A 24,964-nucleotide genomic window follows, 5' to 3' on the forward strand; every position below is an offset into this window, starting at 1 on the left:
AATTTTTAGCAAAACTGCTATAGTGCTCACCGACGTATTTTTTTATTTGTCTATAAAAAGACGGCAATTTTGCTCTATATGTTTGGTAAAACGATGATGATAAAGGCAACGCTTGATTCAGTGCAGCTGAGTCATTTCGAGCTTTATCATGGACTTAATATGGTGCTTTGATTGACAAAGCTTATGAATAACAAACCTTATCGTGTTACCACGTTTCTTATTCACAAGCTTATGCTGTCATTGACCATTCACAAAAAATAATGGTGTTTTCATTAGATTATTCTACGTTCTTAACGGTAACCTTTAGGGAAAATTATGACCGACAGTATCAATAAAGAGACAGCAAACGGTAAAACTGCGACTAGCAATAAAGGCAATGCGACTAACAATGTTCATGAAAGCAACGTTTATCAAGACAATGCCTTTCCTACCATGCCAACGATACCTAGCGATAGACCGTGGCTAAGTGCGTATGAGCGCTATGGCATTGACGCTACTATCGATATGCCGGACGACAATACCTCTTTACTTGATGTGTTTGAGCGTAACTTTAGCCGTTATGGACAAAAAACGGCTTATATCTGTATGGGTGCGACGATTAGCTTTAAGCAACTCGACTTGTATAGCCGCCAGATTGCCAGCTATTTACAGTCATTGGGATTGGTCAAAGGCGATAAAGTTGGCGTGATGATGCCCAATATCTTGCAATACCCAGTGGTGGCTTTGGGCATTATCCGCGCAGGTATGGTACTGGTCAACGTCAACCCTCTATATACCAGCCGAGAGTTATCGCATCAGCTGCATGATAGTGGGACTAAAGCTTTATTTATCGTAGAAAATTTTGCCAAGACCTATCAAGAAGCACAAGACAAAGGGCAGGTGCAGCATGTTGTCGTTTGTAAGATAGGTGACATGCTAGGGATGGTCAAAGGAACAGTGGTTAACCTAGTCGCTCGCCATATCAAAAAAATGATTCCTGCTTATAGCTTGCCAAATAGCGTGAGTTTCAAGCAGGCGTTAAGTGCGGTATCAGCGAGCAAGTACAAGCGCCCTGATATGAATCTAAGCGATGTGGCTTTATTGCAATATACGGGCGGTACGACTGGTGTGGCTAAAGGCGCGATGTTGTCGCATGGCAATCTAGTCGCCAATATGCTACAGATTAGCGCCTTGATGGACAGTGCGTTTGAAGAGGATGTCGATGCCAGCGACGTTATCTTGACAGCGCTACCGCTATATCACGTGTTCTCCTTTATGGTGTGCGGCATGTATGGCATGTATCAAGGTTATGCCGGTTTGCTTATCCCAAATCCACGCGATCTTGACGGTTTGATTAAAGAGATGGGCAAATACAAACCCTCTTTTATCCCTGCCGTGAATACTTTGTTTAATGGTTTGGTACATAAAGAAGGCTTTGCAGACTTAGATTTCTCTAACCTAAAAGCCTCGATTGGCGGTGGTATGTCCGTGTTACCAAGCGTGGCTAAAGAGTGGCACAAAATTACGGGACTACCTATTGTGGAAGGGTATGGTCTGTCGGAGACGTCTCCTGTGGCCGCTTTTAACCCCATGACCATTGCAGAGTTTACCAATAAGATTGGTATTCCTGCTTCGAGCACGGACATGATCTTGATCGATGATGACGAAAACGAAGTCGCGCTCGGTGATCGTGGCGAGATATGCGTCAAAGGTCCACAGGTTATGATGGGATATCAAAATCGTCCAGAAGAAACGGCCGACACCTTCACGGCTAATGGTTACCTAAAAACGGGTGACATCGGTATCATGGATGAAAAAGGCTTCATTAAAATTGTTGATCGTAAAAAAGACATGATTTTGGTGTCAGGTTTCAATGTCTATCCCAATGAGATCGAAGAAGCCATGAGCGAGCATCCAGCAATCACGGAATGCGGCGCCATTGGTGTGCCAAATGATGACCGCGGTGAAGAGCCAAAACTGTTTGTGGTCAAAAAAGGCGAAGTGACAGAGCAAGAGTTGCTCGATTTTGGCAAAAAGCAATTGACGGGTTACAAGCGTCCACGCCATATCCAGTTTGTGGACGAATTACCAAAATCAAACGTTGGTAAAATCTTGCGTAAAGAGTTGCGTAAGATGGAAGGGTTAGAGTAGTTTTTACGGCGATTGTTGTTGATCAAGACAGCTTTTGGCCTAAGTGCAGTGGCGTCATAGCTTAAGCGAATCTTGCTATTGCGCCGCTGTCACGTTAGGATATCTCAATATTTAAGTCTGGTGTTTTGCCAAACACACATTGCTCAGCCGAGTAGCAACAGACCTCTTATTTTTATGACACTGCTTTTAAAACATCGTACTAGGAATTTTTATGCGTATTGACAATCGTGAGCTTGACCAACTTCGCTCGATCAGCTTTGAGCGCCATTATACTAAGCATGCCGAGGGGTCAGTATTAGTGAGCTTTGGCGATACCAAAGTACTGTGTACGGCTAGTGTCGAATCTGGTGTACCGCGCTGGCTAAAAGGCAAAGGTAAAGGCTGGATCACTGCTGAATATGGCATGCTGCCACGTGCGACCAACACCCGAAATCAGCGTGAAGCGGCACGCGGTAAGCAGTCAGGTCGTACGCAAGAAATTCAGCGCTTAATTGGTCGTAGCTTACGCGCTATGATTGACTTGAGTAAGCTGGGTGAAAACACCATTTATCTTGATTGTGACGTGCTACAAGCCGATGGGGGTACTCGTACCGCTAGTGTGACTGGGGCGGCGATTGCGCTGATTGATGCATTAGAAAGCATTCAGAAAACCAAAAAACTAAAAGCCGATCCGCTGATTGGTTTGGTTGCGGCCGTTTCTGTCGGTATGAAAGATGGAGAAGCGTATCTGGATCTGAACTACGAAGAAGATGCCAGCTGTGATACCGATTTGAACGTCGTTATGACACAAAAAGGTGAGTTCATTGAGCTGCAAGGTACAGCAGAAGAAAAGCCATTTACCCGTGCGCAAGCAGACGACATGCTGGCGATGGCCGAAAAAGGTATTGCAGAATTGATTAAAATGCAGCAAACCGCGCTTGGCTGGTAACTTAGTTTTTATCTTCAACCCACTGTCTTGATGATTGGTTTCAATAACTGCCTGTTAGCGCTTGATAGGCAGTTTTTTAATAGACAATTACCCGAACATCCTGCAATAGGTAGTAATGCATGCTTAAGCTGACTGATGATGGCGCCAAAATCACCTTAGAGGGTCAGCCGCAAACGGCGGACAACGGCATGTTTTGGTTTGGGTTTGCGTTACTCGTAGGGGCAGTTGCGGTGGCTTTGGCCATGAGCTTATTGTCTGAGCGTTTGGCGATTGGTGCGCTCGCGCTTCTGATCATTGGTAGTTTTGTTTTTAACAAGCAGCGCCAAAAGCACAAAAAAGCCATGAGCGGTATGATTAGTAGTGGTACGTTGTGGGTGCGTGCAGGTGAGCTGGTGCATGACGGTCAAGGTAAGCGTGAGCACATTCACATAGCTGATGAGGACAAAGTCGTGCTTATCGATGATGAATTACAGATCGTCGATCGTAATGATATCCGCAAATACTCTATTAGTGGCTTTGAGAGTCTCCAAGAAGCAACCGCTACTAAAGCCATCCTAGAAGGACAAGCACTGACAAAACGCCATGTAAATATCAAAATGAGCAATGATGAGAGCCGCTCTTAGCGGTTGGTTTGTTCATTGATGTCCTTTTATAAACGCTTATTTTATCTCATGATAATGTAACGCTGTCTGTTTGATTCTATTTTTATCCCGCCTAAATTTCTGCTTTGGTTTAACCATTGGTCGGTGTTTTTATACCTATTATCGGCTGTTTGAGGTGAATAGGGCTTGCAGATCCGTGTCTAAATGGTTTATAAGTAGGATTGAAAAACCCCCATTGTTACGTTTGTTTTTGTTGTCATTTGTCTCTTATTGACAAGGAGTTAGTCATGTCGCGTTTGCCCATGCTGCGTATTACAGCGCCGTGCAGTTTATTGTTACTCACCTATGGCATAGTAGGACAGGCCCATGCAGATAGCATGAGTGCACTCATTGCCCAAAAGTCCGTTCAGCAAAATATCAGTGCTCGCTATACACCGTCTTATTCAGCGGTGCCTTCTGTTAGGGTTAGTACGCACTCCACCATTCAACGTGCTCGCTCACCTCAAAACGCTGTAGACATTCAGCAAAGAGACAGCGGCAGTTATTCTCATAGTAGCCATTATTCTAGTATGAATAACGATGGCAATCAGGCCACGTCAAACACTGCTTATCGTTATCCTATGGTACAGCGGCAAACGCCTTCGGTACTACCAGCGTTTTTATCGGGGAGTTATGACAACGTCGATAGCGAGTATTTACCGCTGCTAAGTAATGCTGAGACGCAAAGTAGTATGGCTGCACGCGAGGTCGTCAGTACGGCCCGTAAAATGGCGCTCAATGAGCGTACCATTATTCGAGGCGGCTGCTGGGATTATCTGAATGCCGTGTTCAATCGGGCAGGGGTAACCCGTGATACTGTTCATAAAGGCACTTACGGACAAGGCCCTTATGCCAGTAGCGGCGAGATTGAAGTCGGTGATTGGCTTTACTATATCAACCATGGCTACAATGGGGTGGAGCATAGTGGACTGTTCGTGGGCTGGGTCGATGAGCGTGCTAAGCAGGCTCTCATACTCAGCTACGCTGGTGAAAACCGCCGCGAACCAGCGCGTTATCGTGTTTATGATCTGAGCAATGTCTATCAGATCATGCGCCCTAGTGTTTAGAGTTGTATTGCTATTATTGATTTACTCGTCAATTCACTCGTCAACTCGCTTAGTCTACTAAGTACAGTGAAGGCATAAAAAAAGCGTCTACCACGTGTATGAGTGATGGACGCTTTTTTGTGTGAACAGTAGAGTTAAAACGGTTTTACCACGACTAAAATTACAATAATGACTAAGGCAAAGACTGGCACTTCATTAAACCAACGCCAAAATTTATGGGTTTTATAATGCGGGTTATCCATCAGCTTTTTACGATAAAAGCCGCAGGCACCGTGATAGCCAGACAGCAGTATCACTAATAGCAGCTTAACGTGCAACCAGCCCTGAGTTTTATAAACCTCCCAGCCAATAATCAGCATCCACAGACCAAAGACCCATGTCGCTATCATCGATGGTGTCATAATACCACGATACAACTTGCGCTCCATAATAATAAAGCGCTCATGACTGACGCTATCGTCGCTCATCGCATGATAGACAAACAGACGCGGCAAATAAAATATCGCGGCAAACCAGCAGACCATCGAGATAATGTGCGCCGCTTTAATCCAGTTAAAATAGTCTGGCATGACAGTCCTCTTTTATATGCCCAAGCAGATTGGGGCGGTAAATCGTGCTGGCAAGCTTAGCGCAGATGATCCAATAATGGTAGCGTTAAAAAACTACTCTGCCAACACAACTTGTGATTGATGACCACTCATCGCATCCATGACAGGCACTTGCTTTGGTGGTCTAGGAGCCGCAAATTGTGCGGTTAAGCCAAGCTCACGCATCAGTCTGTTATCGCTTGACTGGCTGGCATTGCCTGTGGTCAGCAGCTTATCGCCATAAAAGAACGAGTTGGCACCAGCCATAAAGGCCAAAGCCTGCTCAGAATCAGACAAGCTTTCGCGTCCAGCAGACAGGCGCACATAACTGGTCGGGCAGCAGATCCGCGTCACAGCGATGGTGCGTATCCACTCAAGCACCGATAGCTGACCCTCTTCAATCACTCGATCGCCAATCGGCGTGCCTGCGATAGGAACCAATAGATTCACCGGAATAGACTCTGGCGCTTTGGGCATTTTGAGCAGCTCATGCACCCAGTCAATGCGGTCATCACGGCTTTCACCCATGCCCACGATATTGCCACTACAGACATTGATGCCTGAGTTGCGCACGTTGGTGAGCGTGTCTAGACGCTCATCGTAGCTGCGGGTGCTGACCACTTGCTCATAGTAGCGGCGTGACGTGTCTAGGTTGTGGTTGTAATAATCCAATCCTGCATCGGCCAATTGGGTGGCTTGCGCGGTATCGAGCATACCAAGGGTCATACAGGTCTCAAGTCCTAATGCTTTGACTTCTTTGATCAACTCAACCACATAAGGCATGTCTTTGGCGCTGGGATGTTTCCAAGCCGCGCCCATACAAAAGCGCGATGAACCAGTGGCTTTGGCACGTTTGGCCGCGGCAATCACCTTGTCAACTTCTAAGCGCTTTTCTGCTTGCAGCTTAGTCGTGTCGCGGTGATGACCCGACTGGGAGCAGTAGCCACAATCTTCAGGACAGTTGCCTGTCTTGATGGACAGTAAGGTGCTGATTTGTACCTCATTGGCAGCAAAGTGCTGACGATGAACCGTTTGCGCTTGTAGCAATAAGTCCATCAAAGGTAAGTCAAATAACGCAGCGATGTCTTCACGGCTATACTGTTTGCTGGCTTGCAGGCTTTTAGTAGCGTCTGTTGCAAGGCGGGCCAACAAGTCATTATTGAGGCTATTTTGATTATCAATTGGGTCAGTGGGGCGACTGGCATTCGGTTCTGCAATGCTAAGTAATCCTGCCATGGTATAAATCCTTTTATAATAATAGTAAATCGTGTCAATTTAATCTAAATACTTGGAGCGACGGTCATTTTTGCGACAATAAAAAAGGTTGCGGTATAGTATAACGCAACCTTTTTAGAAAGTCAGAACCCTGCTAGAGAGTATTTAGCATCAACACAATAAAGCCCATAAACCGTAACCACTTGCGACGCCATGATCTCATCATTGGTAAGTTATAGGAATGATAAGTCAGGTAAATACTAGGTTATAGCAATACTAAGTTATAACAGTAGAGCTACTTGCCCAACTTGTGCTTCGCCACTCCGATCCAATGATTGGCAAACTGCTGAGCTTTATACGCATAAGGTTTGGCTTTTTGAATGTACGGTTTGTACTCTTCTGGAATGGTCGGCACGATGTGCTTCGCAAGCTTGTTAAACCACATCATAAGACTGTAGTCACCTTCAATGCTCAAATTGCCCTCTTGTACCGCAGTCATAAAGGCTGGCAGATCGCCTTTGGTCAAAAGCTTGACGCCAGTCATAGAGTCTTTAAAGTTGATCGTAAGGTCGGCTTTTTCTGCATGACCGCTGTGTTGGCTAAATTGGCCATTATCAAAGCGATAATAACGCGCGACATCAGACTCGTCGCTGGCAAGCTCGATGGTGACCTTGCGATCAGCAAAAAGCGCTTTAACGTCTTCGTCATTGCTGTCGGCAAGCATAGACAAACGGTAGCCGATCACAGCCAATAACACATCTAATGGGTCGGACTTGATATCTAACACAGGCACAGTAAACATAAGGAAACTCCTAAAGAATGAGACGCAAAATAATGCGTACTTTATAACAATTTTTGGCACAAATATATAAGTAGATTATAAACGATGAGTCAGGCTCAATTCTTTAGGAGTTACGTAGAGTGCGTTAAGTATCTTGTAACATTCGTGGACATTAACATTATTAGAGCGGGCTTAATAAAAGCGTGGCTGATAGTCGTCATCATAAACAGGGGTGTGCTCAATATAGCGCGCCGCTTCTAGTTTGCGCTGTTGTTGTACTGATTGACTCACATCCTCATAACGTAGCGCCCGATATAGTACCCAAACCGTCAAAGGCAACCAACTAATACCCATGGCGACCACATAGCGGTGCCACTCTGATAGCTCAGACAGCAGAGGGCGAGTTGCTAAGGTGCTCTGGATGGCTTCCACGCCTAGCCAATACGCCATCCCACCAAATAGATACCACAGTAGCCAACGTTGTGATGATAAAGCGATTGCCACTACCGAGCCCGCTAGTACGCTATAACCAAGCAATTCAACATTGCTCCATGTGTCTATGGCAATAAAAGAAAATACAGTGAGTAACATCATTCATCTCGCTATTCATAAGGTGAATTCCAATGAGGCTATTATGAAAGTTTGGGGAACAAAGCTAAAGAGGGGAGAGGCGACTTTGCGACAACCGTTGACGTTTGATTTTTTAGTGCGTTTTGAGGTTTTTCTCGTGCAGATTTTGAGCTAAGCACCACAAAGATGGTGCTTAGTTTTGCAAACAGAGAGAGTTATATAGAGGGGTTTATTCTGAACTGACGGTAGCGCTTAAACAGGGTTGCGACGGTTGCCCCACCACGATAACAGTGACACCAAAAATGCGCCCAGTAGCATCAGCCCTAGCGTGGTTAGCCAATGGGCGCCAGTAGGATAGTGCCAAGGCATGACGTTGTTTATCGCCTCGCTATTTAGCGTGCCCAAGGTATCCGTTTTCCACGGCCACACTTTGACCAAAGACCCTGCGATAAAGCCTGTCAGTAGCGCTAACGTGGCTTGATAGTAGCGGGATAACAACCATTTAAGGGCACGGGTAAACAACAACAGACCAGTGGCCATACCCGCAATAACAGTAAAGATGATACTAAAATTCAGAGTATGCACAGCTTCTAATACCGCGTCATAAGCACCCAACAACAGTAAAATAAACGATCCTGATATACCAGGCAATATCATGGCACAAATCGCGATAGCCCCAGCTATAAACAAATACGGCAAGCTGGGTGTGGTGGTGAGTAAGGGTAAGCTACTAATGACCACAGCGAAGATAAGCCCAGTGGCAAACAATGCCACTCGCCCTACATTCCAGCGTTTAATCTCACTTAATAGGATAAAGACCGTGGCAACGACCAGCCCAAAAAAGAACGACCAGATATACAGAGGTTGATTGTCCAGCAAGTGTTTAATAATGCCAGCTAACGTCGCAAAACTGCTCGCAATACCGAGTAACAAAAACAGTAAAAATGTCGCATCGACCGCTCGCCAAACAGCAAGCAGCCCTTTAATGCCGCCTTCTTGTCGAAATGTCTGCCAGAGATTAGGGCCAATGCTGCCAAGCGCATTAATCAAGCGCTCATAAATCCCAGCAATCAATGCAATGGTACCGCCAGAGACACCAGGCACGATGTCCGCTGCGCCCATGCACATTCCTTTGATATAAACCCCTACTAATTGCTTAGGCGTATCGGCGGGTTTAGGAGGAGCATTCTTATCCAATAGTAGTGGCGCTGACGGCTCGTTCGGCCGTGGTGATTGTGGTGCCGTCATGGACAATCCTTCATTATTTAACAATAAGTGTTGAGGGTTAATGGTATGTCGCGTTTATGGCCGCGCTAAAATAGGGACGCTAAAAATGGCTGTATAAAGCTGATGGCATGAAAAAAGCATAAAAGCCAGATTAATGATAAAAACATCAATCTAGCTTCGGGTATTGTTTTGAGAGTGTGGTCACTACTGTGTCGGCGCTAAGGCTGGATAGCCAAGCGCGTAAAGGGTGCCTTCAAGCCCAGTCACGTTGATCGCGGCATCGGCACGTGCTTGGACGATGGGCTTCGCATGGTAAGCGATGCCTAGATCGGCAATGCTCATCATCGGTAAATCATTGGCACCATCACCAACGCAGACAACTTGTGACATCGCGATACCCAAACGCTCAGCTGTGTGTTCGACGATAGCGGCTTTTTTGGCACCATTGACGATGGGCAGCTGGACATGACCTGTGACTTCATTTTCGTCGATGTCTAAGGCATTTGCATGAACTTCGTCAATGCCCAGCTGCTCAGCGATGTAGCGAGCAAAATAGGTAAATCCGCCTGAGACGAGCACCGTATGATAGCCTAAGGCTTTTAGCGCGCTAATGGTGGTGCGAGCGCCCATGGATAGAGTTAGGCGGCCACATATCTCATCAAGCACCTCGGTTGAGATGCCTTTTAATAACGCTACCCGTTTGGCAAAAGACTCATCAAACTCAATTTCACCGCGCATGGCAGCTTCAGTGATGGCGGCAACCTCCTCACCGATGCCTGCGGTTTTGGCCAGCTCGACGATGACTTCTTGCTCAATTAAGGTTGAATCCATATCAAAGCAGGCAAGCTTATGGGTACGGAGCATATGACCGACAGACGAAATATGGCAATCAACCACATCTAGGTGGTCGGTATTATTTGCATGATTAGCGTTTTTATACGCTTCAGTTAAATCGTGACGCAAGCGCGTCGTCAGCTGGTCATCAATGATGTGCGCGGCAGCGGTTTTTTTACCGGGGTGCATGAGCGTATCAGTCACTGGAACCAGCAAGTAGCGGAATACTTGCGACTGGGTAAAGGGTAGACGCTGCGCGTTCCCTGCCATCGGCTCTGTATCAGAAACGCTGATATTGACAAAACTGGCATCGGTATCTTCTGCGACGGTGACCAAATGCCAGCTTGGCTGCTCATCGACCCATGACTGTACATACTGATGGATATCAAGAGTGGATATTTTGTTAGGTAGTACGACAATGAGAGCAAACACAGGGAGAGACTGTAGCGCGTCAAAATCTTGTAAGTTGGTGCCTTCAGGTAGTAGTGATGCAATAGAATCGACGGCTTGTTGCCATGCTTTGCTGTCTTTTGGTAACGAATAAGATGTATTGTTTGGCATGGCTCAATTGTCCCTTGTATGCTCATATAAGATTAGGAATAATACCAGTTTTACTGGGCAGCGCCTATAGATGACACACAAAGTATCATGGTGGTGCAAAAACGGCTGTTGTGGCTTAAAAGACCGTTGAAATTGAATACCATTATTATGATGAATTTATAAAGTTGCTCACGCTATAAGGTTTATTATGGTGATATAGTAGAGCGTAACAGGTGACTGTATTTCTGATAGTGTTATCAGTTACAGCGAGTCCAAAGTGCGCCAGCTTACGTTAAGTAACAACATCTTAGACAACAGCACTTGCTTTGAGTAACGGTTTGTAAAGATGTACGCAGTACCATTTTTTTTAACTTAGCCAAAAAATGAGCGATAGCCTTGTTTTTTAATTTCTTTTATCCAAAAAAGTTTAACATATCATGACGTATTTAGCGCCGCGGCAAGGGTTGTTTGCCATTATTCTTCTGGTTAGTTTTTGTTTACAGACTTTGCTATTGGTCATCAGCACAGATCAGCAGCTGAGTAAAAGTCGTGCGTTAAAAGGCGAGCAGATGGTCGCCCAGCTGATTGATGAAGCACGGTTGTCTTTAGAAAATAAAGACCGTGTCAGCTTAAGTGTCATTGCCAATCGCTATACTAGCGAGCAAGACGTGACACGCATATTGATTAAAGACAATAACGACGATGTCTTGGTACCTGTTGGCAACGCGCCAATGCAGCAAGGGGATACCATTCGACAGATTGCCACCAATGGCGATGCGGTGATTGGCAGTGTGTCGTTGACGCTAAAAGATATTAGCAAAGGCGAGATTATCGCCATGCAATGGCCGTTTGTCATCGGTTCCATGCTACTGCATTTATTACTTTGGCTGATTTATGGTTATCTTGCTCGTCCAACCAAAGAGCAGATCAATGCCCTAAGCCGTGACATTCAAGACTTGCATCGCGAGCAGTATATGCAGATTGACCCGCGAAGCTATGATCGTGACTTTGAACGTCGTTCAACGGATAGAGACACGGTCGGTTCTACTGAGAGCACAACAGACAGTGAGACAACCCCTATGCACAAATTTGATGTGCACAGTGAAGTGAATCAATATTTAAAAACCCAGCAAAATCAAAACGGGGCGAGTGATACCGGTGGCGCTAGCGCCAGCACTACTGAAAGTGCAACTGCAGAGCGCACGGATCATCAGTCAGCCAGCAGACAAAATGAGATAAGCAGCGCTAATGCTAGCTCTAAAGATAGTAGCGCTCATAAGTCTAGTAGCGCCTCTCGACTGTCTGCCACCCGCTCGTTTGACAGTGTGAGAGTGCAGATTGTGTTTCATGATGAGTTCAATATGCTTGAGCGTCTGGCACCGGCTCAGCGTTTGCCTTATCTGGCGTTATGCACACAGCTGTTGAATCAAGCGGTGACCGAGCTACTCAAGCAGCCACTATTGCTGGGTGTGAGCGTGATGAATGAGCCACGTTTTGAAGATAATGGCGCAAGCGTGTTGTTAAAAGCGGACAACAGGCATGCAAAAGTTGCGCTCGCTGGTGTGATGCTTGGCAAACTGTACTTAATGCTCAACAAGATTATCCATGATAAGCATATTGAGCTGTCACGTTTTGCCTTGCCTGCCAAAGCGGGGGTCAGTGATGACGCGCAGTCAGAGGCGATGACGCAACTGCTACACAGTATCGGCAAAAAAGAGCAAATGCTGATCTTACTACCGAATGCAGGTACCAAGCAGATCAGTCACCATGTACAAGTACATAGCGTCATGCGTCCGACAACCGTCTATGAGCGCGAATGTGCCATATTTGATGGTGGTAATGATGCGATGATTCAGCGTTTAGCGGATGTCCGTAACGCCGTATTAATGGTAGAAAATGATGGCGAGTCATCTACTTAACCACACTGGGGCTTAGTGGTTTATACACAATTGTCTGCTGTAGGACTGGTATCGTTATGTTGGCTCTGAATACAAAATAGGCCATAGTGATAAAAAGGATTGACAACGCTTAACAGAGACTTTATAAGGCATATGTATATTGATGTATTATTAATACCCTTGCTAAAAAAGATAGGAGTTTTTCATGAGTGACGCTGATATTGACGACGATTTTGATGATGATTTTGTCGACGATGATGATGCAAAGATGGTGGAAGAGGCCGAAACGAGTGTACGTACACGCTTAAGTAGCCTAGAGAAGCGTCGGTTGATTGACAACTTGCTAGAAGAAAAGCGTTTGGCCAAAGAGCTAAAAGACGATCTAGATGATATAGACAACTTCGATGAAGATGGCGATGACTGGGATGACGATCTTTAGGCGTTAGACTCAGTTGTGATGGCAGTGAAGGTAGCCAAGTCATGTAAGCCGACTAACGCGCTTTATTACTGGATATTTATCTGGCTGCGCTAAGCTGATGGTGTCCTATTTGCCACTTTTTACAGTTGCTAGTAACCCGCTCTATTCAATGTTCTTACTTTATAATGGTGGTTTGGGTGTTTATCCAAACGACCTTTATCCTCAGATTTTCCGCTATCCTGCATTCATCCAATCATTTATTGCGACTGACGCAATCCATCTATTAAGGACCACTACCTCATGAGTAATCAACTAAGCTTCGATGAACTACTAGACTATTTAGACAATCAAGAGAGCCAGTTTGTGCTCGATAGTGTCGCGGCCCATGGTTTTTTGACCGCGACAGTGATCGGACGCCCGTTGCCAAACTGGATGGATGCCTTATTTGAAGGTCATACCAGTGAGATTCCAGACAATGTCATCGACGGTATCCAGCGCTGGCGTGACGCTATCATGGCGGAGCTAAAAAACGAGACGCCTATCGAGCTGCCGTTTGGTGAAGACGCGGGTAACGAAGAAGTGGCGGTCGATTTTTCAGATGAGTCAGACATCGTTGCTTGGTCGATTGGCTTTGTCGATGCGATGTATGGCGATGAAGCAAGCGACTGGTTTGAGGATGAAGAGACCGCAGAAGATGTGGCTGTATTGACCTTGCCTATGATTGTGTTGAGCGGCATCGATGATGAAGATCCAGAGCTGGCTGAGATGCGTCGCGATGAAGATAAACTGGTGCAAATGGCCAATAGTATCGAAGGCAACTTAACTGAGCTGTTTTTATTGTTCCATACCAATGATTAGTATCTTTTACAGTAGCACTGATTTCTAGTCGCTGTTTGGTTGACTATTGTCTATGCTGCTAGATACTCACTGAATAATCCTATTAAGTCACCGATAAGGTCGTACTATGACTGTGCAACTCTCTAACCTCGAGCACTTGCCTAACTATCAGATCACCGAGCGCCTCGATGTGGTGTACGGTAGTACCGTGCGCTCAAAGCATGTCGGCAAAGACTTGTTTGCTGGCTTAAAAAACATCGTCGGCGGTGAGTTGACGGCTTATACCGAGCTGTTAGAAGAGTCGCGCCAAGAGGCGATAGACCGTATGATTATTAAGGCCGAAGCGTTGGGTGCGGATGCCATCGTTGGTCTGCGTTTTTCGACATCTAGCATCGCTCAGGGTGCCTCTGAGTTGTTTGTCTACGGTACCGCTGTCAAAGCCGTGCCTATGTCACAGCAATCCTATCAAAATCCGCCAAATGATGGTCAACAGCCCACCATGCAAAATCCAGCACCTGTGCCGACGGATGATTTGCCACGTTTCAATCCTTTTGGTTAATGAACCGAGCTTCAAAGCATTGATGCTTTTTACGATAAGAGACGTGCCATGAATAACTCCCTCACTCAAATGCTCATCAACTATGCGCCGTTTATTTTATTGTTCGCCGCTGGTTGGTTTTTTGGGTCGCGTCATGAGCGTCAGCATTTAGCGCAGCTGCGTGTTGCAGAGCAAGCGCTTGGTGATATTGTGGTGTCAAGCGAGCGTTTTTATCGTCCCACACTTGCCGCTCATAGTGAGGGCGAGTTGGTACTGGGCAGCGTGGTCATCGGCCAAGATTACTTTAAAATGATTGTCGCGCGCGTGCTCAGTCTGTTTGGTAAAAACCTGACCACCTACGAGACGTTACTAGATCGTGCCCGCCGAGAGGCTATCGTACGTATGCGTACTGATGCCAAAGCCAAAGGTTATAACCATATTTATGGTTTACGCCTTGAGGTCACCAATGTCAATCAATTGGGCAGCATGGTAGAAGCCATTGCTTATGGGACGGCGGTTATCAGTAGCGACACAGCCAGTAGTACGACAACGGTCCCTCCTCATCTCACTACCTAGAACCCTGGCTATCTAAACTGCCTATCCCCGCTTATGTTATCCATTGTGAAAGATCCTTTCTTTATTTGACTGATGAGTAGTTGAATAAAGCAAATAATAGACTTTGACAGCGATATACTTACTTTTCTTGTACTCGTGTTTTTAGGATACGTATAGAGACGTCTCGTCTGAAAATAATACAGTATGAAAAACTCGATGGTATGAGAGACGAGTTGTACGAAAACGCTAATGACGTCGATGGCTTTTATCCAAACTATCAGCAGGATTGGCTGGTAGCCCATCACGGCATTGTCATAAACCGACCCAAAAGCGGGTCTTATCTACATGGATGTAGTTATGGAAGGTCTTGAGATAGTCACGTTAGTAAATTCAGTCGTCATTCCCATTTCTCTATTTTTTATCATGATGGGTATGGGGTTGAGTCTTGTTGTGAACGACTTCAAACGCGTTCTAAAGTTTCCCACAGCGGTTGGTATAGGTCTCACCAATCAGCTAATCATGTTACCGATCATTGGGTTTTTGTTAGCCAACATTATGCCGTTGTCGCCAGAGTATGCAGTAGGGGTGATGCTTCTTGTTCTGTGCCCAGGCGGCACAACCTCCAATTTGTTCACGTATTTGGCCAAAGGCGATGTTGCGCTGTCGGTTACCATGACGGCTATTGCTAGTGTCATTACGGTCTTTACGATTCCTGTGGTGCTCAGTTACTCCTTGATTCATTTTATGGGGGCAGGTAGTGAGTTTCAGTTACCAGTCGTAAAAACCATGCTTACCTTGATATTATTGACCATCGTGCCGATCTGTATTGGCATGATTATCAAGCGCTTTGCTCCTAAAGTCGCTGAAAAGTCACAAGTGTATGTGTCAAGATTTGGTGTGGTGTTTTTGGCGTTTTTGGTTTTGTTTTTAGTTTATGTCCAACGAGATATCATTGTTGGCTCCTTTATCGAGGTAGGGCCAGTATCCTTGTTACTAAATGTCTCAACCATGGCGCTGGGTTATTACACCAGTAAGTGGTTCGGATTGAATTTGGCACAAAGAACTTCTGTGACGCTAGAAGTGGGACTGCAAAACAGCACCTTGTCTATATTTATGGCGTTGACGCTATTGTCCAGCTACCCAATGTCGGTCACGCCTGCTATTTACACGTTAATCATGTTCCTGACGGCTGGCATTTTAGTCAGAGTGTTTAGTGCTAAATATAATAAGCGGAAGAGGTCTGAAGTAGAGAGTAGCGTTTTGGCCGCACGTCGACTTTAGATAAAGCTGGCATATACTTAGCGTAATTACCGCGATTGGTCGAGCCGTCATCTTGACCCGCCACATTGCCCCATAATAAGTTTATAACGTCTAAACTTGTTATGGGCGATAAGTGCTTCTATGGTCAGGGACTTTGGACGTCATAACCTCAATCAAACCCTAAGGCCGTCGGCCGTGTACGTGGGTTCTGGCGTCCGCTCTGTCATTGGCGGTTTGTTCTTTTACTTTTTCGACGTCAAATAAGAAGGTGCGGTTTTTGAGTACCGCGACAAACACCACGCCACCTATCGTATTACCGACCAATATCACTGCTAAAAACAGCAAATAGCGCCATAAGCTAACCGTGTTGCCATATAACAGGGCTGAAAATATCTCGATGTTACCAATGATACTGTGGTGCAGACCCAAAAACCCAATACTGCCAGTGATAACAGTGACTAAGACGATGCGGCTTAGGGTGTCGCGTGCTGAGGTCACAAGCCATGCGGTGACGCCCATCATCCAACCGGCCAATATGGCACTGCCAAATATGACCCACCATCGAAACCCCAAAATGTGCTCGGCATAAGCGTCAATATCACTCGCGCTAAACAGCTGCATATTTAAGCCCAAGCCAATCATCAAAGCGGCAAATAAACAACCGCCAACGACGTTACCCGCGATAACAATGCCCCAAAGACGTAGCAGCTTGTTTAAGGGTTCGATGCCATTGAGGACAGGTAGGCTCAAAAGAGAGGTTTGTTCGGTAAACAGTAGCGACTGACCAATCACCACAATGATAAAACCGATGGGATAAAGGAGCGAGGCAATCACAAGCGCGTAGTGATTGGGCAGCACGCCACTGAGTAGAGCAAAAGCGGATAAAATCATAAAAAAACTGATGCCAATCTCTAAGCCTGCGGTCAAGGCACTGGTAAATAGTGATCCCAGCGAGCGCCCAAAAGTTTTTTTGGCGTCCATTGCCTGCTCAACCAATATACTGGCATGGCTTTTTGCTTGACTCAAATTGTCATCGTGGGCGACCTTTTTGATGGTTTCTTTGTCTTCTTTGCTGATCTTTTCAGAGAAATCCTCATCTTCTAAATGCTCAGTGGCTTCGGTGTCTTCTAGAACGTCGGTATCATCTAGAGCACCAGCATCACTATCGCTTTTATCCCTGTCCTCTTTATCCCTATAATCGAAATCAGATTTATCTTGTGGTATCACGTCAGCGTTATACTCATGATTGCTAGCATCGTCAATGGCGTGCTTGTCGTCGACACTGTCAGTCTGAGAGTGGGTTTTATGCTCGGTATCTTGGGGCACGGTCAGCTCGCTGTTTATCAGATAATGCTGTTAGTAGAAAGACATCCACTATATTCTATAGCGTGACTCACATTTTATAGCATGGCGATGACTTATTTTGTTGAGCGTTCAGTCGATTGGGGTTGTTAATTGTTTAATGCCGCTTTGTCACGCTGATAAATTGCCATAGCATCTAACAAAATCTGGCTATCTGCGTTAAAATCACGGTATTAATTATTTCGCCTATTATGCAAATTTTTGTTTGACCCCATTCATTATTAACAAAAGACAATTTTACTATGAGCACTCCTAATACCAAGGCCAACCTGACCCAATCCATTCAAGCTGCCTTAAGCCAACTTGAGCACGCTTACAATCCTGCGGAGATCGAGGCCGGCATGTATCAAGGCTGGGAAGAAAGCGGTTATTTTAAGCCAAGCTTTGATAAAGACGAGTCGTTCTCTATCGCGCTGCCACCACCGAACGTCACAGGCTCGCTGCATATGGGTCATGGGTTCAATAATGCCATCATGGATGCGCTCACGCGTTATCACCGCATGGATGGCGACAATACCCTCTGGCAGCCGGGTACGGATCATGCGGGTATTGCCACGCAAATGGTCGTGGAGCGTCGCCTTGAAGCGCAAGGGTTAAAACGCCGTGATATGACACGCGAAGATTTCATCGATAAAGTGTGGGAGTGGAAAGAAGAGTCGGGCGGCAATATCACGAGCCAAATTCGTCGTTTGGGCAGCTCAGTTGATTGGTCGCGTGAGCGCTTTACCATGGATGATGGTCTGTCCAATGCGGTAAAAGAAGTGTTCGTACGTCTGTTCGATGATGGTTTGATTTATCGTGGTAAGCGCCTCGTGAACTGGGACCCAAAATTCCAAACAGCGCTGTCTGATCTAGAAGTCGAAAACCACGATGAAAAAGGCAACTTATGGCATTTCCGCTATCATTTCACGGATAAAGACATCACCACTCAAGATGGCAAAAACTATCTGGTGGTCGCGACCACGCGTCCTGAGACCTTGCTTGGTGATACGGCTGTGGCGGTCAATCCTAGCGATGAGCGATACGCACATTTGGTTGGCAAAACCATTACCTTGCCCATCACTGGTCGCGTCGTGCCTATCGTTGCCGATGATTATGTCGAAAAAGACTTTGGCACAGGCTGCGTCAAAATCACCCCAGCGCATGATTTTAACGATTATGAATTGGGTCGTCGTCATAATTTGCCGTTGATTAACATCCTCGATGAGCGCGCCAATATCTTAGCATCGATGGAAGTTTACCCTGATCTGCAAACGCGTGAGCCTAAGCTTGAGACCACACCTAGCGACCATTTAGGTAACAGCTATGCCGGGCTTGAGCGTTTTACGGCACGTAAATTTTTAGTGGCGCAAGCAGGCGAGCAGGGCTGGCTAGAGGACATCGAGGACTATGCCCTAAAAGCGCCGCGTGCAGAGCGTGGCGGCACCATCGTTGAGCCATGGCTGACCGATCAGTGGTATGTGGCAGTGAATAAACTGGCCCAGCCTGCGATTGATGCGGTAGAAGACGGCAGCATTGAGTTCGTCCCGGCCCAGTACAAAAACATGTATATGGCATGGATGACCGACTTACAAGACTGGTGTATCAGCCGTCAGCTATGGTGGGGTCATCGCATCCCTGCATGGTATGACGATGCGACGGGCGAGATCTATGTGGCGCGTGATGAAGCCGAGGTACGCACTAAGTACAATCTAAGCGACGACGTGACATTGCGTCAAGATGATGACGTACTCGATACATGGTTTAGCTCTGGCCTATGGACATTTAGTACGCTTGACTGGGCAGATGTGAACGCTGATCCGCGTGTGCTAGAGACCTTTCACCCAACCAGCGTGCTCGTGACAGGTTTTGATATTATCTTCTTTTGGGTTGCCCGCATGATCATGATGACCATGCACTTTGTGAAAAACGAAGATGGCACGCCGCAAGTACCGTTTAAGACCGTCTATGTGCATGGTCTGGTACGTGATAGTAATGGTCAAAAGATGTCAAAGTCAAAAGGCAATGTCTTAGATCCGATTGATTTGATTGACGGTATTGAGCTAGAAGCGCTGGTCGAAAAACGCACCAGCAATATGATGAATCCCAAAGACGCGGCTAAGATTGAAAAGCAAACGCGTAAAGAGTTCCCAGAAGGCATCCCCGCTTATGGCACCGATGCGCTGCGCTTTACCTTCACATCCTTAGCCAGTACCGGTCGCGATATCAACTTTGATCTAAAGCGTGTCGAGGGCTATCGTAACTTCTGTAATAAAATCTGGAACGCCAGCCGTTTTGTCCTCATGAACTGTGTCGATGGCGAAGGCAGTGCCAAGCCTATCGACCAGACTGCAAACCCTGACGTATGGGAATTACCAGAAAAATGGATCATGAGCCGTCTGAACTCTAGTATCAAAGACATCCATCAGCATTTCGCCCAGTATCGTCTCGATATGGTCAGCCAAGATATCTATGAGTTTATCTGGAATGAGTACTGTGACTGGTACGTTGAGCTTGCCAAAGCCAGCCTAAATGATGACTCGGTGTCGGACGCGCGCAAAGCGCAAATCCGCTATGTACTCCTGCATGTGCTCGAGACGGCGCTACGCTTCACGCATCCCATCATGCCGTATCTGACCGAGCAAATCTGGCAGACCATCGCGCCGCTACTCGGTCGTAAAAACACCGACAGCATCGTGGTCGCTGACTATCCACAAACCGATGACAGCCAAATCAGTGAGCAAGTAGAGGCGGATATGGCGTGGCTACAAGAGCTGATCGCGAGCGTCCGTAACATCCGGGGTGAGATGAAGCTGGGTAATGCCGTACGTCTGCCAGTGCTCCTACAAAACGTCTCGAGTGATGAAGAAGCGCGTCTATCACGTATCAAAAACCAGTTTAAAGCACTGGCTAAAGTCGAGAGCTTAGAGATCGTCAAAGAAGGCGATGAGGTGCCACTATCATCATCAAGTATGGTCGGTCAGCTACGGGTACTTGTACCGATGAAAGGTCTGATTGATCCAACGGCTGAGCTGGCACGTCTGGGCAAAGCGCATGAAAAGCTACAAAAGCAAGCCGACGGTATCGCGCGCAAGCTGGGTAATGAAGGCTTTGTCAGTAAAGCACCTGCGGAAGTGGTCGATGCAGAGAAGGCGAAACTGGCTGAGTTAGAAGGGCAGCTGTCCGCGATGACAGCGCAGATGGAACAGTTGAAGGCGTTGTAAAAAAAGCGTAAATATCTATAGTAATAAAAAACGCTGTCACACTTGTGATGGCGTTTTTTTATCTCTTAACTATTACTCAATATTTCAATTTTTATGATATAACTAATGGCTAGCGAAATTAGAATAGTTTACTAACTCACTAGTAGTAAATAATGAGAGAGTTTTAAGACATGACATGTGCTTTTCAAGGTTGTACGAATAATAAATTTGCGCCTCACGAAGAATGTGCTCTTCATTGTGTAAAAAACAACTATCAAAATGATAGGAGAAAAAGCGTTTTATCTGAGTTTTACAACTTATTGAGGATTTATATAGCAGACTTCCTTGCTAGAAACCCAGTTTCAAATTCTCACAATAATCAAGGCTTATTTAATTCTTCATCTAGCCCATATCAGAGAGATTTAGGTATAGACCTTTCTCAGATGTTCCGAAACTACGATTTAGATGATGAAAAAACTAGAGACTTGATTCGTAGGAACAATATACATGACTCGATAGTTTTATCTAATATTAATTTTCCTCATAGAAAGAGCAAAGACAGTTTTGATTATTTCAAACTATTGAAGCTTTGTAATGGAATTCACTTACTTGACTGTCATTTATATATAGGTGATTGGCAGCTAGAAGATGTAAGTTTTTTCTTTCAAGGTTGTATGCTTTATAATCAGTTTGATATAACTCCAGTTAGAATGTTGAGCAATGATACGAATTGCTTATTTTCTGAATGTGATTTTAAGGATAAGGTAAGAGTATCACCTACTGAAATGAATAGTATTTTTGAGGATAGTTTGTTCTCAGGTTGTTCGTTTGGAAATGACCTTGTCATAGAAAGGTTAATATTTCGGAAAGAAGTAATAATTTATACTGATAATACTCAATCAAAGTTATTTGCTATTGAGATTTCAAAATGTATTTTTGAAGATAAAGTTAAAATTAATAATATGAACTTAGCTTGCTTAAGCGTTGAGGATACAGAGTTTCAATCTAAATTAGAAGTTAAAGAGACTACAGCCCAAGTGTTTATTTTCAAAAACTCTAATGTCAGTAAAATTTTTGATTTATTTGGAAGTAATTTTATAAAGGCAGAGTTTAGTAAGAGTATTTTCAATGACTTTGCTGGATTCGAAGATGTACAGTTTGGTAGCGAACAAGAGAAAGGTAATAAAGAATTTCTGACTATTTTCAAGTATGTTACCTTTATGGATTTCTCTAGCTTCAGAAGCGCTCGATTCAATTCTGGTTTAGACTTCTCAAAAACTAACCTAAAAGATACACCTAACTTTCTTGATGTGCATATCAGTCCAGAAAATACAGATCGCGAAACATTTAGAATTGTAAAAAACTCATTTGATGATACGGGTAATAAAATTGAAGCGAACAGATTTTTTGTTAAGGAAATGAATGCCTATCAAAGAGAGTTGATAAACACAAGAGATAAAGAAGCTGGATATATTAAAAATTTGAAAAATAGCGGCAAAAATAATCAGGTAAGGCTATATAAAAGTAGCAAAGGCTATAAAAGCTCTAAAAGAGCTAGGTGGGTATTTAATATTAATAGTTTTATCTCTGAATTCGGTGGTAATTACATGAGACCGATTTCACTTCTAATTGTTTCAGCGATTGTATATACGACTATAACTTTATGGCATGAATGGTATTTTAAGAGCCACGAATATTTTATGTCATGGAAATGGTTTGATATCATCTCAAAACCTTTCAACGAGTTTGCAATCAACATACTTCCATTTAGAATATTTATCAAAGACAGAAGTGGAATAGAGTTTATAAGCCTGATCTTTTATGTCCTTTTTGCAATACTAATTTGGCAAATTATCGTAGCTGTCAAACGCCATACTCAACGTTAAGAAACACCATGAACCATCTTACCGTCGGACAACGCGCGCTTTTAAGCAACCTTGCTATTGACGATACCGCACCAATCACGCTCAAGTTCATCCGCTACAGCCCGATAGAGATGGACGTGTTCTAAAAGCCACTTACCCAACCACTAACCAAACACACCTATTTATAGCACAAACCTTGTAAAAGTCGTCTTGTAGTATCTGTGGTGATATAGCATGCTAAATGTCCTATATAGGGAGTTATCGCAGGCAGCATGTTAGCCGCTTAACCTCTATGTATTAATAGCCGCCATTTAACATCAGCCACTTAATACGATCCAATGACATCATTTATGAACCAAAACAAAAAAGTATTTTATTATCGCCCAAAGACCAATCAATCTACTAGTCCGACAGTACGTTGGACGTTTGTGACACTCGGTTGGATATTTTTTGTATTGGGGATCATAGGGGTGCTGTTGCCCGTGATGCCGACCGCGCCGTTTATACTGCTGGCAGCAGGGTGCTGGGCGCGTAGCTCTAAGCGCTTTCATTTTTGGCTGATCAATCATAAATACTTTGGTAAATTTATTCGTGATTGGGAGGATCGCCACGCCGTACCGCTGTATGCTAAGTGGCTGGCAACGATTATGATGACCCTATCAACCGCCATGTTATTTTATCAGCTGCCTGCTGACATGATATGGGTGGCATGGCTGGTAGCGACCGTCTGTAGTGGGGTAGCAGTGTATTTGTTCCGTTTACCAAATGCCTAAAATGGTTGCAATTAGGACCAAAAATAGCGAAAAATCGGCTTCAGTTACATGAAATATGAGATAAGGCTTGCGATAAGCGGCTGTTCCCCTTATAATACGCTCAAGCTTAAGAGCAGTTCTGCACCAAATCATTACCTCGTAGTATTAGTTATAATCCTTCGTTTTAATATTTATCGTTCAGTAGCTATTTGCAAGCGTTACCGGTCACTAGGCCATTAAATAAATTTAAAAGTAGGATTATCAATATGTCAGATACTCAAAAAGGTACAGTTAAGTGGTTCAACGAAGCTAAAGGCTTTGGTTTTATCGCTCCAGAAACTGGCGCAGACGTTTTTGCTCATTACAGCGAAATCACTGGTTCAGGTTTCAAAACTTTGGCTGAAGGCCAAGAAGTTGAGTTCACTGTAACTCAAGGCCAAAAAGGCCCACAAGCACATAACATCGTTGCTATCTAATTTGTCTTTTATAGATGAATAATTAGATATACAGATGTATAAAAAACGGACCTTCGGGTTCGTTTTTTTTCGTCTGCGATTTAGGGGTAGCAGCCCATAGAACTAACAATGCCTACGATCATCGCGATGGTTGTAGGCATTGTTAATGTTGAATCATAACAAATAGATCAGTGGTAATAATCTGCTAAATCAAGCTAACCGCAATATTGATCAAGCCTCCACCAAGGATCAGCCAAGCAAACATCATGGCACCCAAAATCAGCGGCTTAATGCCAGCTTGTTTGATGGCGCTTAAGTGGGTGGTCAGACCGAGCGCAAACATGGCCATCGTGAGCAGCACATCATCGAGCATGACCATGCTACGCACCAGTCCTGCATTCATCGGTACCCAAGTGTGTACTAGCACGACCGCAATAAAGATAAAGGCGAACCACGGGACTTTGACCTGTTGTATGCGCTTTATGAGTGAAGGCCGATTACCATCGTCAGTATTGTCGCTAGTGTCTGTGGTTAAGGCAAAAGACAGCACAAGCAAAAAAGGCGCCAGCATCATGACCCGTATCATCTTGGTGACAACCGCCGTGTCACCAACCTCGGTACTGATAGCGTTACCAGCCACCACCACTTGTGCTACTTCATGTATGGTCGAGCCAGTATAAATGCCGTATTGCTCGGCATTGAGCCAAGGTTGCATCCAGCCCAGATGGTATAAGAAGGGGTAGAGGAGCATAGCGATAGTACCAAAGACCACCACGGTTGCCACAGCGATAGTCACCTTATGCGCTTCTGCTTTGACGACTGGCTCTGCGGCTATCACCGCGGCAGCACCGCAAATACTGGCACCTGAGCCAATCAGTAAGGTTGTCTGTTTATCGACCTTTAGCCATCTTGTGCCCAGCCAATAAGTGAGTAAAAAGGTCGACGTCAATACTAGAGCATCCGTCATAATTGCAGGCATACCTACGCTTGAGACTTGTGTCAGTGTCAGCTTAAAACCATAAAACATGATGGCGAGACGCAATATCTGACCTTTTGCGAAGCCAACGCCCACATTTAAGCGATCAGCAAAACTAGGGTAGATGGTATTGCCCAATACCATACCCAGCAAAATTGCCAGCGTTAAAGAGGACAAGCCGACAACACGTCCGTCTGTCCAAACCTCTAGGCTCACATCCAGCCACAAACAAAACAAACTGCCGACAAGTACCACCATTAACCCAGCTAAATGGCGGTTACTTGGGCAATAATGGGTCACTGTTTGGGCTAAGGCGTGCATGACGGTCTGTCCTATTGTCTAAAAT

Annotated in this window: 22 protein-coding genes; 14 read left to right on the plus strand and 8 right to left on the minus strand. The window is 45.1% G+C overall.

Features of this window, described 5'->3' with window-relative positions; genetic code table 11:
• The first annotated feature begins 432 nt into the window (after nucleotides 1–432).
• From B2P60_RS06910 to B2P60_RS06925, 4 genes are all read left to right on the plus strand, one after another.
• Nucleotides 433–2,130, plus strand: a complete 1,698-nt coding sequence (locus B2P60_RS06910) for an AMP-binding protein (RefSeq protein ID WP_414706633.1) — start codon at nucleotides 433–435, stop codon at nucleotides 2,128–2,130.
• Nucleotides 2,131–2,341: 211 nt separating this feature from the next.
• Nucleotides 2,342–3,058: a ribonuclease PH gene (gene rph / locus B2P60_RS06915; RefSeq protein WP_193006723.1), complete on the plus strand. Its 717-nt coding sequence runs from the start codon at nucleotides 2,342–2,344 to the stop codon at nucleotides 3,056–3,058.
• 119 nt (nucleotides 3,059–3,177) lie between these two features.
• Nucleotides 3,178–3,681: a hypothetical protein gene (locus B2P60_RS06920; protein WP_286740200.1), complete on the plus strand. Its 504-nt coding sequence runs from the start codon at nucleotides 3,178–3,180 to the stop codon at nucleotides 3,679–3,681.
• 266 nt (nucleotides 3,682–3,947) lie between these two features.
• On the plus strand, nucleotides 3,948–4,766 hold the full coding sequence (locus B2P60_RS06925; RefSeq protein WP_286740201.1) for a hypothetical protein: 819 nt from the start codon (nucleotides 3,948–3,950) through the stop codon (nucleotides 4,764–4,766).
• A gap of 134 nt (nucleotides 4,767–4,900) precedes the next feature.
• Here B2P60_RS06925 and hemJ read toward each other — a convergent pair whose 3' ends face one another.
• The 6 genes from hemJ to serB form a co-directional block, all read right to left on the minus strand.
• Nucleotides 4,901–5,335: a protoporphyrinogen oxidase HemJ gene (hemJ, locus tag B2P60_RS06930; protein WP_198333806.1), complete on the minus strand. Its 435-nt coding sequence runs from the start codon at nucleotides 5,333–5,335 to the stop codon at nucleotides 4,901–4,903.
• A gap of 93 nt (nucleotides 5,336–5,428) precedes the next feature.
• Nucleotides 5,429–6,589, minus strand: coding sequence for a biotin synthase BioB (gene bioB / locus B2P60_RS06935; RefSeq protein WP_198333807.1), 1,161 nt, complete (start codon nucleotides 6,587–6,589; stop codon nucleotides 5,429–5,431).
• A 274-nt stretch (nucleotides 6,590–6,863) separates the two neighbouring features.
• Nucleotides 6,864–7,370, minus strand: a complete 507-nt coding sequence (locus B2P60_RS06940) for an SCP2 sterol-binding domain-containing protein (protein WP_230709822.1) — start codon at nucleotides 7,368–7,370, stop codon at nucleotides 6,864–6,866.
• Nucleotides 7,371–7,541: 171 nt separating this feature from the next.
• The gene (gene aciT, locus B2P60_RS06945; protein WP_230709820.1) at nucleotides 7,542–7,943 is read right to left on the minus strand and encodes an AciT family ciprofloxacin tolerance protein; all 402 of its coding nucleotides are present in this window, start codon (nucleotides 7,941–7,943) and stop codon (nucleotides 7,542–7,544) included.
• 228 nt (nucleotides 7,944–8,171) lie between these two features.
• Nucleotides 8,172–9,167, minus strand: a complete 996-nt coding sequence (locus B2P60_RS06950) for a DUF368 domain-containing protein (RefSeq protein WP_286740203.1) — start codon at nucleotides 9,165–9,167, stop codon at nucleotides 8,172–8,174.
• Nucleotides 9,168–9,350: 183 nt separating this feature from the next.
• Nucleotides 9,351–10,541 carry a phosphoserine phosphatase SerB gene (gene serB / locus B2P60_RS06955; RefSeq protein WP_193006730.1) on the minus strand — a complete coding sequence of 397 codons (1,191 nt, stop codon included), beginning with the start codon at nucleotides 10,539–10,541 and terminating at the stop codon, nucleotides 9,351–9,353.
• Between the two features lie 416 nt (nucleotides 10,542–10,957).
• Here serB and B2P60_RS06960 point away from each other — a divergent pair, with 416 nt between their 5' ends.
• From B2P60_RS06960 to B2P60_RS06985, 6 genes are all read left to right on the plus strand, one after another.
• Entirely contained in the window at nucleotides 10,958–12,439 is a 1,482-nt protein-coding gene (locus B2P60_RS06960; RefSeq protein WP_286740208.1) for a hypothetical protein, read from the plus strand.
• A gap of 184 nt (nucleotides 12,440–12,623) precedes the next feature.
• Nucleotides 12,624–12,857 carry a PA3496 family putative envelope integrity protein gene (locus tag B2P60_RS06965; protein ID WP_021815424.1) on the plus strand — a complete coding sequence of 78 codons (234 nt, stop codon included), beginning with the start codon at nucleotides 12,624–12,626 and terminating at the stop codon, nucleotides 12,855–12,857.
• A 279-nt stretch (nucleotides 12,858–13,136) separates the two neighbouring features.
• The gene (locus B2P60_RS06970) at nucleotides 13,137–13,694 is read left to right on the plus strand and encodes a UPF0149 family protein (RefSeq protein WP_198333811.1); all 558 of its coding nucleotides are present in this window, start codon (nucleotides 13,137–13,139) and stop codon (nucleotides 13,692–13,694) included.
• Between the two features lie 106 nt (nucleotides 13,695–13,800).
• The gene (locus B2P60_RS06975; RefSeq protein WP_193006733.1) at nucleotides 13,801–14,232 is read left to right on the plus strand and encodes a YbjQ family protein; all 432 of its coding nucleotides are present in this window, start codon (nucleotides 13,801–13,803) and stop codon (nucleotides 14,230–14,232) included.
• Nucleotides 14,233–14,280: 48 nt separating this feature from the next.
• Nucleotides 14,281–14,787 carry a YbjQ family protein gene (locus B2P60_RS06980; RefSeq protein ID WP_193006734.1) on the plus strand — a complete coding sequence of 169 codons (507 nt, stop codon included), beginning with the start codon at nucleotides 14,281–14,283 and terminating at the stop codon, nucleotides 14,785–14,787.
• Between the two features lie 336 nt (nucleotides 14,788–15,123).
• Nucleotides 15,124–16,047: a bile acid:sodium symporter family protein gene (locus B2P60_RS06985; protein ID WP_193006735.1), complete on the plus strand. Its 924-nt coding sequence runs from the start codon at nucleotides 15,124–15,126 to the stop codon at nucleotides 16,045–16,047.
• Nucleotides 16,048–16,206: 159 nt separating this feature from the next.
• Here the strand turns inward: B2P60_RS06985 and B2P60_RS06990 are convergent, their stop codons facing one another.
• Nucleotides 16,207–17,352 carry a formate/nitrite transporter family protein gene (locus B2P60_RS06990; protein ID WP_286740214.1) on the minus strand — a complete coding sequence of 382 codons (1,146 nt, stop codon included), beginning with the start codon at nucleotides 17,350–17,352 and terminating at the stop codon, nucleotides 16,207–16,209.
• A 278-nt stretch (nucleotides 17,353–17,630) separates the two neighbouring features.
• On the opposite strand from B2P60_RS06990, the gene B2P60_RS06995 reads away from it, so the two are divergent.
• From B2P60_RS06995 to B2P60_RS07010, 4 genes are all read left to right on the plus strand, one after another.
• Nucleotides 17,631–20,591: a valine--tRNA ligase gene (locus B2P60_RS06995; protein ID WP_286740215.1), complete on the plus strand. Its 2,961-nt coding sequence runs from the start codon at nucleotides 17,631–17,633 to the stop codon at nucleotides 20,589–20,591.
• 170 nt (nucleotides 20,592–20,761) lie between these two features.
• On the plus strand, nucleotides 20,762–22,456 hold the full coding sequence (locus B2P60_RS07000) for a hypothetical protein (protein ID WP_286740218.1): 1,695 nt from the start codon (nucleotides 20,762–20,764) through the stop codon (nucleotides 22,454–22,456).
• 329 nt (nucleotides 22,457–22,785) lie between these two features.
• A complete protein-coding gene (locus B2P60_RS07005) occupies nucleotides 22,786–23,208 on the plus strand; it encodes a YbaN family protein (RefSeq protein ID WP_286740219.1) in 423 nt (140 codons plus the stop codon).
• A 245-nt stretch (nucleotides 23,209–23,453) separates the two neighbouring features.
• Nucleotides 23,454–23,663, plus strand: coding sequence for a cold-shock protein (locus B2P60_RS07010; RefSeq protein WP_010201661.1), 210 nt, complete (start codon nucleotides 23,454–23,456; stop codon nucleotides 23,661–23,663).
• A gap of 184 nt (nucleotides 23,664–23,847) precedes the next feature.
• Here the strand turns inward: B2P60_RS07010 and B2P60_RS07015 are convergent, their stop codons facing one another.
• Nucleotides 23,848–24,939 carry a YeiH family protein gene (locus B2P60_RS07015; RefSeq protein ID WP_286740226.1) on the minus strand — a complete coding sequence of 364 codons (1,092 nt, stop codon included), beginning with the start codon at nucleotides 24,937–24,939 and terminating at the stop codon, nucleotides 23,848–23,850.
• Between the last annotated feature and the right edge of the window lie 25 nt (nucleotides 24,940–24,964).

It is taken from the genome of Psychrobacter sp. UBA3068, assembly GCF_002366815.1.
Lineage (GTDB): Bacteria > Pseudomonadota > Gammaproteobacteria > Pseudomonadales > Moraxellaceae > Psychrobacter > Psychrobacter namhaensis.

What these genes read in the sequence shown, in the direction of transcription:
- B2P60_RS06910 (WP_414706633.1), top strand. Translation starts at nt 433, where the DNA reads ATGCCAACGATACCTAGCGATAGACCGTGGCTAAGTGCGTATGAGCGC.
- rph (WP_193006723.1), top strand. Translation starts at nt 2,342, where the DNA reads ATGCGTATTGACAATCGTGAGCTTGACCAACTTCGCTCGATCAGCTTT.
- B2P60_RS06920 (WP_286740200.1), top strand. Translation starts at nt 3,178, where the DNA reads ATGCTTAAGCTGACTGATGATGGCGCCAAAATCACCTTAGAGGGTCAG.
- B2P60_RS06925 (WP_286740201.1), top strand. Translation starts at nt 3,948, where the DNA reads ATGTCGCGTTTGCCCATGCTGCGTATTACAGCGCCGTGCAGTTTATTG.
- hemJ (WP_198333806.1), bottom strand. Translation starts at nt 5,335, where the DNA reads ATGCCAGACTATTTTAACTGGATTAAAGCGGCGCACATTATCTCGATG.
- bioB (WP_198333807.1), bottom strand. Translation starts at nt 6,589, where the DNA reads ATGGCAGGATTACTTAGCATTGCAGAACCGAATGCCAGTCGCCCCACT.
- B2P60_RS06940 (WP_230709822.1), bottom strand. Translation starts at nt 7,370, where the DNA reads ATGTTTACTGTGCCTGTGTTAGATATCAAGTCCGACCCATTAGATGTG.
- aciT (WP_230709820.1), bottom strand. Translation starts at nt 7,943, where the DNA reads ATGATGTTACTCACTGTATTTTCTTTTATTGCCATAGACACATGGAGC.
- B2P60_RS06950 (WP_286740203.1), bottom strand. Translation starts at nt 9,167, where the DNA reads ATGACGGCACCACAATCACCACGGCCGAACGAGCCGTCAGCGCCACTA.
- serB (WP_193006730.1), bottom strand. Translation starts at nt 10,541, where the DNA reads ATGCCAAACAATACATCTTATTCGTTACCAAAAGACAGCAAAGCATGG.
- B2P60_RS06960 (WP_286740208.1), top strand. Translation starts at nt 10,958, where the DNA reads ATGACGTATTTAGCGCCGCGGCAAGGGTTGTTTGCCATTATTCTTCTG.
- B2P60_RS06965 (WP_021815424.1), top strand. Translation starts at nt 12,624, where the DNA reads ATGAGTGACGCTGATATTGACGACGATTTTGATGATGATTTTGTCGAC.
- B2P60_RS06970 (WP_198333811.1), top strand. Translation starts at nt 13,137, where the DNA reads ATGAGTAATCAACTAAGCTTCGATGAACTACTAGACTATTTAGACAAT.
- B2P60_RS06975 (WP_193006733.1), top strand. Translation starts at nt 13,801, where the DNA reads ATGACTGTGCAACTCTCTAACCTCGAGCACTTGCCTAACTATCAGATC.
- B2P60_RS06980 (WP_193006734.1), top strand. Translation starts at nt 14,281, where the DNA reads ATGAATAACTCCCTCACTCAAATGCTCATCAACTATGCGCCGTTTATT.
- B2P60_RS06985 (WP_193006735.1), top strand. Translation starts at nt 15,124, where the DNA reads ATGGAAGGTCTTGAGATAGTCACGTTAGTAAATTCAGTCGTCATTCCC.
- B2P60_RS06995 (WP_286740215.1), top strand. Translation starts at nt 17,631, where the DNA reads ATGAGCACTCCTAATACCAAGGCCAACCTGACCCAATCCATTCAAGCT.
- B2P60_RS07000 (WP_286740218.1), top strand. Translation starts at nt 20,762, where the DNA reads ATGACATGTGCTTTTCAAGGTTGTACGAATAATAAATTTGCGCCTCAC.
- B2P60_RS07005 (WP_286740219.1), top strand. Translation starts at nt 22,786, where the DNA reads ATGAACCAAAACAAAAAAGTATTTTATTATCGCCCAAAGACCAATCAA.
- B2P60_RS07010 (WP_010201661.1), top strand. Translation starts at nt 23,454, where the DNA reads ATGTCAGATACTCAAAAAGGTACAGTTAAGTGGTTCAACGAAGCTAAA.
- B2P60_RS07015 (WP_286740226.1), bottom strand. Translation starts at nt 24,939, where the DNA reads ATGCACGCCTTAGCCCAAACAGTGACCCATTATTGCCCAAGTAACCGC.